The organism is Clostridium sp. AM49-4BH, assembly GCF_003478335.1.
In the GTDB taxonomy this organism is placed as follows: domain Bacteria; phylum Bacillota; class Clostridia; order Lachnospirales; family Lachnospiraceae; genus Butyribacter.
Map to the genome: position 1 here is coordinate 1 of NZ_QUFB01000062.1, position 13319 is coordinate 13319.

14 protein-coding genes are annotated in these 13319 nt (G+C 41.9%); 11 read left to right on the forward strand and 3 right to left on the reverse strand.

All coding sequences use genetic code 11. The annotated features are described in order from the left end of the window. The first annotated feature begins 118 nt into the window (after window positions 1–118). Both DW981_RS12900 and DW981_RS12905 read left to right on the forward strand, forming a co-directional pair. Window positions 119–1966: an ATP-dependent helicase gene (locus DW981_RS12900; RefSeq protein ID WP_118508015.1), complete on the forward strand. Its 1848-nt coding sequence runs from the start codon at window positions 119–121 to the stop codon at window positions 1964–1966. Between the two features lie 336 nt (window positions 1967–2302). Next, window positions 2303–3433 carry a hypothetical protein gene (locus DW981_RS12905; RefSeq protein WP_118508016.1) on the forward strand — a complete coding sequence of 377 codons (1131 nt, stop codon included), beginning with the start codon at window positions 2303–2305 and terminating at the stop codon, window positions 3431–3433. A 134-nt stretch (window positions 3434–3567) separates the two neighbouring features. Here DW981_RS12905 and DW981_RS12910 read toward each other — a convergent pair whose 3' ends face one another. After that, window positions 3568–4455, reverse strand: a complete 888-nt coding sequence (locus DW981_RS12910) for an AraC family transcriptional regulator (protein ID WP_118508017.1) — start codon at window positions 4453–4455, stop codon at window positions 3568–3570. 371 nt (window positions 4456–4826) lie between these two features. Between DW981_RS12910 and DW981_RS12915 the strand changes: the two genes are divergently transcribed. The 5 genes from DW981_RS12915 (at window position 4827) to DW981_RS12935 (ending at window position 10667) form a co-directional block, all read left to right on the forward strand. Beyond that, a complete protein-coding gene (locus tag DW981_RS12915; protein ID WP_118508018.1) occupies window positions 4827–6296 on the forward strand; it encodes a family 43 glycosylhydrolase in 1470 nt (489 codons plus the stop codon). A 190-nt stretch (window positions 6297–6486) separates the two neighbouring features. Next, window positions 6487–8214, forward strand: a complete 1728-nt coding sequence (gene iorA, locus DW981_RS12920; protein ID WP_022025494.1) for an indolepyruvate ferredoxin oxidoreductase subunit alpha — start codon at window positions 6487–6489, stop codon at window positions 8212–8214. A gap of 12 nt (window positions 8215–8226) precedes the next feature. After that, the gene (locus tag DW981_RS12925) at window positions 8227–8796 is read left to right on the forward strand and encodes an indolepyruvate oxidoreductase subunit beta (protein ID WP_022025493.1); all 570 of its coding nucleotides are present in this window, start codon (window positions 8227–8229) and stop codon (window positions 8794–8796) included. Window positions 8797–8901: 105 nt separating this feature from the next. Continuing rightward, on the forward strand, window positions 8902–10209 hold the full coding sequence (locus DW981_RS12930; protein ID WP_118508019.1) for a phenylacetate--CoA ligase: 1308 nt from the start codon (window positions 8902–8904) through the stop codon (window positions 10207–10209). A gap of 26 nt (window positions 10210–10235) precedes the next feature. Further along, window positions 10236–10667: an ACT domain-containing protein gene (locus DW981_RS12935; RefSeq protein ID WP_022025491.1), complete on the forward strand. Its 432-nt coding sequence runs from the start codon at window positions 10236–10238 to the stop codon at window positions 10665–10667. Between the two features lie 187 nt (window positions 10668–10854). Here the strand turns inward: DW981_RS12935 and DW981_RS15245 are convergent, their stop codons facing one another. Beyond that, window positions 10855–10998 (reverse strand): hypothetical protein, encoded by a 144-nt coding sequence (locus DW981_RS15245; RefSeq protein WP_022025490.1) that lies wholly within the window; start codon window positions 10996–10998, stop codon window positions 10855–10857. Window positions 10999–11064: 66 nt separating this feature from the next. Next, the gene (locus DW981_RS12940) at window positions 11065–11493 is read right to left on the reverse strand and encodes a hypothetical protein (protein WP_022025489.1); all 429 of its coding nucleotides are present in this window, start codon (window positions 11491–11493) and stop codon (window positions 11065–11067) included. 301 nt (window positions 11494–11794) lie between these two features. Here DW981_RS12940 and DW981_RS12945 point away from each other — a divergent pair, with 301 nt between their 5' ends. The 4 genes from DW981_RS12945 to DW981_RS14920 all read left to right on the forward strand — a co-directional run bounded on the left by DW981_RS12945 (window position 11795) and on the right by DW981_RS14920 (window position 13206). Next, a complete protein-coding gene (locus tag DW981_RS12945) occupies window positions 11795–12358 on the forward strand; it encodes an accessory gene regulator B family protein (protein ID WP_022025488.1) in 564 nt (187 codons plus the stop codon). A gap of 48 nt (window positions 12359–12406) precedes the next feature. Next, a complete protein-coding gene (locus tag DW981_RS15250; protein ID WP_182434286.1) occupies window positions 12407–12565 on the forward strand; it encodes a hypothetical protein in 159 nt (52 codons plus the stop codon). 183 nt (window positions 12566–12748) lie between these two features. Then, window positions 12749–12982 (forward strand): hypothetical protein, encoded by a 234-nt coding sequence (locus tag DW981_RS12950; RefSeq protein ID WP_118508020.1) that lies wholly within the window; start codon window positions 12749–12751, stop codon window positions 12980–12982. Then, window positions 12937–13206 carry a DUF2712 domain-containing protein gene (locus DW981_RS14920; protein WP_147352653.1) on the forward strand — a complete coding sequence of 90 codons (270 nt, stop codon included), beginning with the start codon at window positions 12937–12939 and terminating at the stop codon, window positions 13204–13206. Before DW981_RS12950 ends, DW981_RS14920 begins: the two co-directional genes overlap by 46 nt. Window positions 13207–13319: the final 113 nt, after the last annotated feature.

The window sequence follows — 13319 nt, forward strand, 5'->3', positions numbered from 1 at the left end:
AGTTTTACCTGAAAATATGTGAAAACTAAAGAACCGCCGTATACCGAACGGTACGTACGGTGGTGTGGGAGGTCGGTAGATAAGATAATTATCTACCTCCTACCCGATTAGGAGGATTATGAGGGAACTAAACGAAGAGCAGAGAATTGCTGTATCGCATTTTGCCGGACCGATGTTAGTTTTGGCGGGACCTGGTTCCGGAAAGACATATACAATTACAGAGCGTATCAAACGATTGGTTAAAGAGCATGATGTAGCTCCCGGCAATATTTTAGTCATTACCTTTACGAAAGCGGCTGCTGCTGAGATGAAGCAGCGCTATTTGGCAGAGGGAGGCAAGGGCGGTGTTCAATTTGGAACGTTTCATGCGGTTTTCTTTACGATATTAAAATATGCTTATCATTATAGTGCAGATAACATTATACGTGACGAGATGAAGTATCGTATTTTGCGGGATCTGGTTGCTGAAAGCAGATTAGAAATACAGGATGAAAATGAGTTTCTGGTGGATCTGACTGCGGAGATCAGTCGTGTGAAAGGAGAGCGGATAGAGCTGGAGCACTATTATTCGCCGATCTGTCCGGGGGATACATTTCGACAGATATTTACGAAATATCAACATTGCTTAGAGAAGAAGCGGCTTATTGACTTTGATGATATGCTGGTATATTGCTACGAACTTTTGGAACAGCGGCCGGATATTCGCGCACTGTGGCAGCAAAAATATCCATATATTTTGATCGATGAATTTCAAGATATTAATCGTGTCCAATATGAGACAGTTAAACTGTTGGCGCAGCCGAAAAACCATCTTTTTGTAGTAGGAGATGACGATCAATCTATATATGGATTCCGAGGAGCACGACCGGATATTATGAAGCAATTTCTGGCGGATTATAAAAACGCACAAATATGTAAGCTGGGGGTAAACTACCGCTGTAGTGCCAATATTGTAAAAGCGGCAGGGAATCTGATCGCCCATAATCAAAATCGTTTGCCAAAGGACATCATCGCAGCGCATGAGGCGGGAGCTGAGGTCGAGAACCTTTGTTATGAAAAAAGTGCTGAGCAAAATGAAGCGATACGGCAGCAGATTTTGGAGTATCGTAAAAAGGGAGTTTTGTACAGGGAAATGGCAGTACTGTTTCGAACCAATCCTCAGGCGCGCGGACTGACGGTAAAGCTGATGGAGTATAACATTCCTTTTGAATTAAAGGAGCATTTGCCAAATTTATATGAGCACTGGATCGCAAAAGATATATTGACCTATATCGAGGTGGCGCAAGGGGCAAGAGAGCGAAGTAAGGTGATGCGTATCATTAATCGACCAAAACGCTATGTACATCGGAATGCTTTTACGGAAACTTATGCAGATTTTGAAGAATTAAAATTATTTTATGAAGATAAAGATTGGATGGTTGACCGTATAGAGCAATTACAATCAGACCTTGCCATGCTGGTGTCGCTAAAACCATATGCTGCCATTAATTTTATTCGTAAGGGAATCGGTTACGATGAATATATTCGAGAATATGCAGAGTACCGGGGAATCCGCGCTGAGGATATGTTTGATATATTGGATGAATTACAGGAAGATGCGAGAGCGTGTGAGACCACGGAGGCATGGTTTGACTATATAAAACAATATGGCGAGGCGCTGCAGGAGCAAGAAAACAAAAAATACGAAACCAAAGAAGATGCGGTACAGCTATTGACAATGCATGGTGCCAAAGGATTGGAATATGAAATCGTGTTTCTTCCGGATGTCAATGAAGGTGTTGCTCCTCACAACAAAGCGGTTTTGGATGCAGATGTGGAAGAAGAACGACGACTTTTTTATGTTGCAATGACGCGCGCAAAAACAAAGCTAATTATGAGCTATGTAAAGACCAGACTTCATCATGAAACTGATCCGTCGCGTTTCTTGGACGAGATATTTCCGGAATCTGCCAAAAGTCAGACATAACAGTAGCAGGCGAACAGTGGAATCTGTCAACAGTCAGAAATGACAGCATTATGCGAACAGTGGAATCTGTCAACAGTCAGAAATGACAGCATTATGCAAACAGTGTGGGAAATGATCATTAATTAACTCAAAAATAAACTTTCCCGGGAAAAAATTAAAAAAAGGGTGTAAAGATGCGCAAGGTATTGTATAATAAGGAAGTTCGAGTGGCTTTGAAAAGCAGCCAACTTTGCAGAGAGTAGTTTGGAGAAAACAAACGATATAGAAAGTGGCTTCGAAAAGCAGCCAACTTTGCAGAGAACCGTTTTGGAAGTAACGAAATGAATGGAGGAAAATATGGCACTTAGTAAAGAGGACATTTTTAAGACAGGTCCCTCTCCGGAAGAGGAAAAATATAATACTGCCGTAGAACTGATGGATGCAATCGACTGTGTCGAGAGATTTGAGAGAGCGGTAACGTCGCTTCGCTCCGCAGCCGCCATGTTTGAGGAGTTGGGAGATTATGAGGATGCCAGGAAGCGTCGTAAGCAGTGCGCAGATAAGGCAGATCAGATAGAACGTGAAGGTTGCGAGAAAACCTTACAGACGGCGAAAGATATGTATGACAAAGCAAAAACAAAGAGTGACTACATTGCTGCAAATAGCGAGTATCGGAGATTAAAGAAATTTGCAGCATATGCAGATAAAGCAGAAGCAGGAGACAAAGCTTGCCATGCGGGGATTCGCAAGATTGAAACGCGCAAAGTGTATAAGCGTCGCGCTATTGCATTGGCAGTAATTGTTGTTATCTGTATGGTGATCATGGTAACTCCATTGTCGTATATCGTAAAAGGTTTTGGGCATAAAATGCTTGGCGATTACAAAGCTGCCATCAATTCTTATGATCAGGTAGAATATTTGCCGGGTGTAGGAACAATGAAGAAATCCTGTTATTACAAGATCGCCAAGAAATATGACGATGATAATCACCATAAGAAAGCAATGAAGGTATATCGTTTGGCTGGTGCATATGCAGATGCAGAACACCGCACAACCCGTTACCAAAAACGCTTTATGCGTAAGGCAGAGATTGGAACTAAAGTATACTATGCCGGAATGCGCTGGATGGTATTGGATAAAGCTCTGTTAGGGGAAAAGGCGATGTTGATTCGCAGTACACCGCTGAGTAAGGAGGAATTGCCATCCGGAAAAGAGGGCGAGAATCTAAAAGGCAAGAAATTGACAGAGTTCCTGAATGGAAAATTTACGAGTGCTAATTTTAGTGATCGTGAAAAGGTAATGATGGGAAAAGAAATTACGGCAAAAAAACGTGCCGGTATGCAAACGGTTGAGACCAAAAAAGAAGATATTGTTAAGAATCCAATATTTGTATTGCCGGAAGATACGATTTCAGAATATAAAGACAATCTTCCGCCCGACTGGGATCCGAACGGAATCTACCCGGTTGTATGGGTAAGTTTCCGATAAATTGAAACAGGACCTGCGTGACGTGCCGGACATGTGTTTATCAGGATCTGCGTGACGTGCCGGACATGTGTTTATCAGGATCTGCGTGACAGACCGAGCATTTGTTCATCCGGACCTGCGTGACGTGCCGGTTGTTAAATCGTTATACTGGAATTAGAAAGTCCCTGGATATACTTACGGTATTCCAGCGGGCTTTTTCCTGTTTCAGCCTTAAATTTTCTTGAGAAATAATTACTGTCTGAAAAACCGCAGAGTAAAGCGATCTCTGTGATCGAAAGATGAGGATTTTGCAGAGCTTTCATAGCGGCCTGAATGCGCAATATCGTCATATATTTTGTAGGACTAATGCTGTATATGCGCTGAAAGATCCGGCGGAAATGTCTGGAGGACAATCCGGAATACTGTGCCAGTTCTTCGATGGATAAATCTTCATTGTAATGATTTTCCATATAAGCAATAGTATTTGCGATGGAAACAACCTCTTTACTGTCAGATTTTTGGGACACGTCATAAAAACGTGACAACGAAGTAAAAAGCTGTGAGAGCAGACTGATGATCATTGTCTGATAGCCGGGGAGTTTAGTTTCGTATTCATTTTTGAGTGAAGCGATCAACGTGTGGATTTCTTCATATTGTGCTAAGTTCAACGTTAATTGTCGTTTAAAACCTTGGGTTTTGGTTAAGGTGGGTTCAATGACAAAAAGTGCATGAAAGCCTGCCGTTGTTTTAATATCACTTTGATAGTCCAAAAAATAGGACAGGTGGAACATGATATTACATATATGAAAATTTTTGGGGTGTTTATAGCCGTGTGCAGTATTATTACTGATCACAAAAACATCCCCCTTACGGATTGGATACTCTTCTCCGTCCACCACATGTGTGGCGGTGCCGCTCAGCACGATCACAAGCTCTGAAAAATCGGCATGTGTATGTAGACACAGATCTTCGTCATGTGTTCCATATTGTATAAAAAAAGGAAATGTTTCATCCTGTGTAAACCAATTCAAAAAAAAATCCATACGAAATCTCCATTCTATCTTCAGCACGTTTCTTTTGGTTGAAAATACAAACAGTACTCCATGGTTCTATAACCCCCGTTCTGATGTTCCGCACTGTCTCTGTGCTGAAAACACAAACAGTACTCCATGGTTCTATAACCATTTTCGCAAGTCTGAAAATGAAAGATATACGTCTTTTTGTTCTATTGAACCACAAACATTCTTTTTGTATAATACACACAGTAATAGGGTTATGGTCGAACGATATTTGTCGTTTGCATCATAGTAATTTTACAATGAAAAGTTATTCTCGTCAAAATAAATATCACGATGCGAGAGCAAACTAACAGTTGCACCGAATATCCTATCGAAGAACAGAACGGAGGTTAACTATGGCAAATCCTTATTTACCATCTTGGGAGTATATCCCGGATGGAGAACCAAGAGTATTTGGGGATCGCGTATATGTATACGGATCACATGATTGTGTGGATTGTGAAAGATTTTGTGATTACAAATTAAAAGTGTGGTCTGCATCTGTCCATGATTTGAGTCATTGGACATGCCACGGAGATATTTTCCGATCAAAGGCAAAAGAGGGCAAAACAACGGATACACCTTGGACAGAACATGAATTATATGCACCGGACGTTGTAGAGAAAGATGGTAAATATTATCTCTATGCATATATTGTAGATGCGAAAGGCTGTGTAGCGGTGAGTGACCGACCGGAAGGCCCATTTATGATGCTGTCCAAGTATCAGTACAATATACCGGATCATTATGACAACGGTACGTTTATCGACCCGGGTGTATTGGTTGATGATGACGGAAGAGTATACGTGTATTGTGGATTCTTGGGATCTTACATGTGTGAACTGAACGGGGACAATATGTATGAAGTCGTGGATGGAAGTTATCAGACGGACATTATTCCGGTTACGGAGACGGAGGATGGATTTTTTGAAGCCTGTTCCCCACGAAAAGTAGGAGATACCTATTATTTGATCTATTCACCTAAAATTGGCAGCAGGCTTGCATATGCTACATCGGATTCTCCAACCGGGCCATTTACATATCGAGGATATATTGTGGATAATGGTGCCGACTATCCGGGTGGTAATAATCATGGCTCCATCTGCCAGATTAACGGACAGTGGTATATTTTTTATCATCGCATGACCAATGGCTCGATCATGTCGCGCAGGGGCTGTGTGGAGCGGATCGAGATATTAGAAGACGGCACGATCCCAACCGTGGAAATGACATCTCTTGGATTTGAGGAGTCGTTGAATCCGTATGAAGCAACGGCGGCAGATACGGTATGTGTTCTGAAAAACGTACAGATAAAAACTGCTCAATTGGAGAAAAACGTTGAAAGCACAGACCAGCATTTACGCAATGAGCAGGAAGCAGATACAACGGAGCAGCCGTCAGAGGCAGAACCTAAGGTTGACACAGAGTCAAAGGAAGAGAAAATTGAGGCAGATGAACCAGCGGCATTCATCACAGAATTAGATCCTTTTACAAGAATCATCACTAATATTACCGATGGCTGCGTAATGGGCTGGAAGTATTTTGATTTTGGCGATGATTTTACCGGAGATGAAATGACATTTATGGCAAAAGTACATCCGCGAGGCTGTCATGGCAAACTGCATATTTGTATCGACGATGAGCAGACAGAAATTGGCGTGGCAGAGTTTGAGCGAGATAGCACTACGCTTCGTACAAAAGTGCAAAACGTCACAGGAAGACATGCGGTTTATCTGATCGCACAGTCAGAATATAATGGATGGTCAGCTTGCTATTTTGAACGTCGCCAGTTATTCGACCTAGAGGCATTCCAATTTTGCAAATAGAGGATTTCACAGCAAAGTGGTTTATCCTTAGGACGTTCCAATTTTGCAAATAACACCCTTGCCCACAATTAGTAGTTTACCTTATGCTTAATTTTTGATAAAATATTATCAGTATTATGCAGGATGCGCTCTCGCGAAGTTCATACATATTATTTCGAGAGCACATTAGATAAAAAGGAGGAACTGCTAAATGAAACAGTTAATGATAGGTAACGCTGCAGTTGCACGAGGTCTGTATGAAGCGGGCTGTGGCGTTGCTTCCAGTTATCCGGGTACGCCAAGTACCGAGATTACGGAAGAAGCAGCTAAGTACGATGAGATTTATTGTGAGTGGGCGCCAAATGAGAAAGTAGCACTGGAAGTGGCTTTTGGTGCTGCCGTAGCGGGAAAACGCAGTTTTTGCGGAATGAAGCACGTAGGACTTAATGTCGCAGCAGATCCGTTATTCACGATCTCTTATACCGGAATCAATGCCGGAATGATCATCGGTGTTGCGGACGATGCGGGTATGCACTCATCCCAGAACGAGCAGGATTCAAGACATTATGCGATCGCTGCCAAGGTACCAATGTTAGAGCCTTCGGATTCTGCAGAGGCACTTGCATTCACAAAGATCGCTTATGAAATTTCTGAGAAATATGATACGCCGGTATTCATGAAAATGTGTACCCGTGTTGCACATTCACAGAGTTTGGTTGAAACATCCGAACGTGTGGAGCCGGCACTCAAAGAATATAAGAAAGACATAGCAAAATATGTTATGATGCCGGCAAATGCGAAACGCCGTCATCCAATTGTAGAGCAGCGTACCAGAGACTTGATCGCATACGCTGAGACAACACCACTCAACCGTGTTGAGATGGGTGATACTAAGATCGGAATTATAACATCTTCAACTTCGTATCAATATGTGAAGGAAGTGTTCGGAGACAATGCAAGTGTCCTGAAATTGGGACTGATCAACCCGCTTCCTGAAAAATTAATTCTTGATTTTGCACAAAAAGTAGACAAATTATTCATTATAGAAGAATTGGATGATATTATCGAGAGCCATTGTAAGAAATTAGGACTGGATGTGACAGGTAAAGACGTATTCCCATTAGAAGATGAATTTTCACAAAATCTGGTTGCAGAAAAGATGGGTATCCCGGTAGAGGAAAGCCTGACTTTGGATGAAAACATTCCGGTCAGACCGCCGGTAATGTGTGCGGGCTGTCCTCATAGAGGAATGTTCTACACATTATCCAAAAACAAATGTACCGTTATGGGTGATATTGGATGTTATACATTAGGAGCAGTTGCGCCATTGTCAGCAATCGACGTAACAGCATGTATGGGCGCATCCATCAGCTCGATCCATGGATTTAATAAAGCGCGTGGCGAAGAATCTGAAGGCAAGACCGTTGCCGTGATCGGAGATTCTACATTCATGCATTCCGGAATGACCGGACTTGCTAACATTGCTTATAACATGAGCAATTCAACAGTTATTATCTTAGATAATTCCATTACGGGAATGACAGGTCATCAGCAGAATCCAACGACCGGTTACAACATCAAGGGCGATCCGGCAGGTAAGATCAATCTTGAAGCACTTTGCAAGGCGATGGGCTTTAACCGCGTTCGTGTCGTTGATCCATACGATCTGGAAGCATGTGATAAGGCAGTCAAAGAAGAACTTGCTGCCGCTGAGCCATCCGTGATCATCAGCAGAAGACCATGTGCACTTCTCAAATATGTTGAGGTAAAACCTCCTTTGAATGTTGATAAAGACAAATGCAAGGGCTGCAAAATGTGCATGAAGCTTGGCTGTCCGGCAATTAGTATTAAGGGCGGCAAAGCGCAGATCGACAACACACTTTGCGTTGGCTGCGGCGTTTGTAAACAGCTTTGCAAATTTGATGCAATTACGGAATAGGAGGACGCAAAAATGACGAAAAATATTATGATCGTAGGTGTAGGTGGTCAGGGTTCTCTGCTTGCCAGCAAGCTTTTAGGACATGTACTTCTCAGTCAAAATTATGATGTAAAAGTATCTGAGGTACACGGAATGAGTCAGCGCGGAGGAAGCGTTGTAACATATGTGCGCTATGGTGACAAAGTGTATTCACCGATCATTGACAAAGGACAAGCAGATGTTATTATCTCTTTTGAAAAATTAGAGGCAGCCAGATACATGAACTATCTCAAGAAAGGCGGCAAGATTGTCGTTTCTGATCAGGAAATCGACCCGATGCCGGTTATCACAGGAGCAGCAGAGTATCCGGAGAATCTCATCGAAAAGATGAAAGCTGCCGGGGCGGATATTGATGATATGGATGCATTGTCTCTTGCTATGGAGGCAGGCAGTCCAAAAGCGGTAAATATCGTGCTTATGGGACGAGTATCACGTTACTTCCCGGAGATCAGCGAGGAAGCTTGGCTGGCGTCTTTGGAAGCGTGTGTACCGCCGAAGTTCTTGGAGATGAACAAGAAAGCGTTTATGCTGGGACGCAACTAGAATAAAGATATATTAGCGGTTTACAATGCGAAGGAAATTCGCAAAGCAAGTTTTGGGAGGGGAAGCTCCCGAACTTGCAATATGAGAGAGGAATGGGTGAATACCATGGCACAAAATTATTTTCAGCCGGAAATCGAAACGATGCCGGTAGAAGAAATCAAGAAACTGCAGAGTGAGCGACTTGTTAAGCAGGTGAAACACATCTACGACAATGTTCCATTCTACAAAAATAAAATGGACGAGGCAGGGATCAAACCGGAAGATATTCATGGCGTTGAGGATCTGCATAAATTACCATTTATGGAGAAGGACGACTTAAGAGATCAGTATCCATATGGACTGTTAGCGATGCCATTAAAGGATTGTGTACGCATCCAGTCAACCAGTGGTACAACAGGAAGACGTGTGGTAGCTTTTTATACACAGCATGATCTGGATCTATGGGAAGACTGCTGTGCCAGAGCGATCGTAGCAGCCGGTGGTACCAAAGAAGATATTGTGCATGTATCCTATGGTTATGGATTATTTACCGGTGGTTCCGGCTTAAATGGCGGTTCCCACAAAGTTGGATCCCTAACGATCCCAATGTCTTCCGGTAATACAGAGCGTCAGATTCAGTTTATGACCGATCTGGGATCCACGATCCTTTGCTGTACACCGTCTTATGCAGCATATTTGGCAGAGAGTATTCATGAGAAAGGCGTACAGGATCAGATTAAGTTAAAGGCAGGTATCTTTGGTGCAGAGGCGTGGACTGAGGAGATGCGACATGATATTGAGGAAAAACTTGGTATCAAAGCATATGATATCTATGGCCTGACAGAGATTTCCGGACCGGGTGTAGCCTTTGAGTGTTCTGAGCAGAACGGCATGCATGTCAATGAAGATCATTTTATTGCAGAAGTAATCAATCCAAAGACGGGGGAGGTTCTTCCGGATGGAGAAAAAGGTGAGCTTGTATTTACAAGTATCACGAAAGAGGCATTCCCGCTGCTTCGTTACCGCACGAGAGATATTTGTATCTTGAGCCGCAAGAAATGTTCCTGCGGACGTACACATATCAAAATGACAAAACCGTTGGGTCGCAGTGATGATATGTTGATCGTCAAAGGTGTGAATGTATTCCCATCACAGATCGAAACGGTATTGATGAATAAAGGATATGCGGCAAATTATCAGATCATCGTTGATCGTGTCAACAACAGTGATACGATCGAGGTACAGGTGGAGATGACGCCGGAGATGTTCTCAGACAGCATGAGCGAAGTTACGGCAAAGGAGAAGGAATTGGTAACTGCATTGAAAGCAATGCTTGGTATTTATGCGAAAGTAACTCTTGTAAATCCGAAAACAATTACAAGAAGTGAAGGTAAGGCGGTACGCGTTATCGATAAGAGAAATTTGTATAAATAATGTAAAAATGAATGGGGGTGTCCACTATGATGGTTAAGCAGATTTCTGTATTTTTGGAAAACAAGCCGGGTAAATTAAAAGAGCTGACCGATGTACTTCGTGAAAATAATATTAATATGCGTGCATTATCGGTTGCGGATGCGCAGGACTTTGGTATCGTTCGATTGATCGTTGATGATGTCTACAATGCATCCACAGTGATAAAAGATGCAGGTTATGTATCTTCTACGAAGGATGTTATGGCGATTGAGTTGTCGGATCAGCCGGGAAGTCTGGCAAATGTGTTAGATATTTTTGGCGAGAATGGGATCAATGTTGAATATATGTATGCTTTTAACACGCATACATCCGGTAAGGCGCATTTGATCTTCCGTGTTACCGATATTAAGAAAGGTGCAGAAGTGCTGAAAGCGAGCGATGTTCGTCTGATCAGTCAGGAAGACTTAGCGAAACTGTAAAGAAATGTTACGTGCAACATAAAGAATGGCTGTCCTGCAGTTTGATCCGCAGGACAGCCGTTTCTTTACCTTTTTATAGGAAACTGCTCACAATGTGGTGTTATACCACCAAGAATTGCTTTAGTAATTCTTGCAGAGCAAAAAACGTAGGCTTTGCTCTTTTATAAGTTATGGCATAAATAGTTGTTTATTCGTATAAGGAAATTCCAAATCTAACTTTGCGGTAGATCTTAAAAATAATGACAGCGATCAAGCCGATCACCGTGCCGCCAGTTAAAACAATTCCAAAAATACTTCCAATAATAATTAAAATCCACAATGGTATACTCATAATAATCCTCCATAAATCTAAAAATAAGAACGCTAGACTTTTTATTACGCTACTCGCTATCGTGGATTAAAGTGGCTTTTTACCATCCTGCCGCTGTATATAACGCAGAATTGTCCTGCAGCTAAAGGTAATATTGCCAATGCAGGTACAGTCTGCCATTTCCGAAATATAGGAAATCTTTGAATCTAAAATATGTACCAAGGACAAGAATACTCGTACTTTTGCATTGCTTCTGCGACCGTCTCTTACACCACGCAGACTGGAGGCGTCGCGTGATTGTATGCCGAGCAGATCTTCTGTGCAAAAATCAGCATTTCGTAGGATATTTGCCGAGGCATGCAGTATCGTATCCTGATCTGAAAAAACAACTTTGTGATTGGCGAATGTGAACTGAGATGCAGCTTGATGCAGTTCGGGAACATCAAGAAAAATACCGTTGAGGATAAACACCAAAACGAGGAACAGACTGATCCAACGCCTATGCTGCTTCTTCATATTCTTCGCCTCACTTTCCGTTTTTAATCTTTGATTCCAAATGTGCATAATTCAGTATATGAGAAGATGGAATCCCTGACTATTTTAACACTAAATAATTATGTTGTCGACATGGAGTTCTCGGTTGAGATTTAACCTGAAAAAGATTTGTCAAGACATATTTTAAAATTTTTCATAAAAAAATATAGTCGAATTTTTACATGAAATAGTCGAATTTTTACATGGACATTGAAATTCGCAATGGATTTGTTAAAGTGAAAATATAACTTTGAGATGCACATTGTCCAGATGGAGGACACACATGATAACCAAACTTGTGGATCGGATGATAGGTCAGGAAATTTTGGAAAGCGAGAAACGTGATGAATATATTTATGCTTTGACAATACGAGCAGAGCAAGTCATTACGTATACCTTGCTAGCGATGGTATGTTTATGGACGCATAACATACTGGAAGGATTAATATATGCTGTTGCTTTTAAAGGGATACGGCAGTACTCTGGCGGATATCATGCGAAAACCTTGCTTGGTTGTTTGGTAGGAACGATTGCGATGCTATTGGCAGTAGTCAGATGGATAGCGCCTTTTCTTCAAACACACCCGATTGTAATGATTTTTCTAGTGATAATCAGCATTTGTGTATTGTTTATATTTTCACCGGTTAATCATCCCAATCTCAATCTGTCAAAGGAAGAGATGTCTGATTGTCGAAAAGGTGTTTATGTAGCAATATTGACAGAAGTATTGATTGCAAGCTGTCTGTATCTATTGTCAGGGATTCTGCACATATTTATTGCATCGGCAATTATCCTATGTGCGCTGACGGTAATCTTGGCCAAATTACTTCGTCAGGAAATAATGTGAAACATTATGGAACAATGTGCTTATAGTATTAACAAATGGAGGATTATTATGGAAAAGAAAGAGAACCCAGTAATGAAGTTGACCGGTAAGATTGTAAAACGAGATGTGAGAGTCATTGAACAGGGATGGCCTCCGATGTGTGTAGGATTTTTACATCAGCCGGTAAGACCACAGTCATTGAATCATAAAGATGTTACAAAGAAGTAAACATCTTTATGATGGCGTCTTGTAGAGTTTCTCTACAAAAATCTGCGGTACTTGAGAACAGACCATCAGTGTCGCAGATTAAACTTTTACTTGATAATTATAGCATATTAGGTCTGTGTATGCTATGGAAGTACACGATACTGCAGAAAATATAAAGTTTCTGCATGAGAAATGGAGGAAAATATGAGAATCAATAAAACAAAACTGTTAAGTTACGGTATCGTATTGAGTATGACAGCGGTCAGCATGCTGTCAACCAGTCCGCTCGCGTCGGCAGCCGGCAACGTTAGGATGAGGAGTATTCGTACGTCAAGGGCTTGGACGAAAATCCATTTTATACGAGATGGAGAGAAAAAAGGAATACATCAAAGGTGTATTGCTATCCTCAAAAATATGCCGCCACGTACACGATTGTAAAGGGAAGTTATTATAACAGTGCTACATGTAATCGGACCAATCTGCGCGACTGCAGTGGCGAGGTCAGGATCCCATTGGGAGTTCACGGTATCATTACCAATTCAGTACGTGAGGGTGGATGTAACCGCGCCCGCCTGTATATTAATTCCGGCAAGGAAAAGGCTACCCAGGGTGTGTGGAGTCCGGACAGCACCGAAAATAGTTCTTACGTTGTCTTTAAGTAAGAGAGCAGTTTTTAATTGAGGGGAACTTGAGGGGATGATTCAGGATGGAGGAACGGAATGAAAACAGGAATGAAATGTCTGATCTTACTGTGTATTGGTGCAGCGCTGTGCTA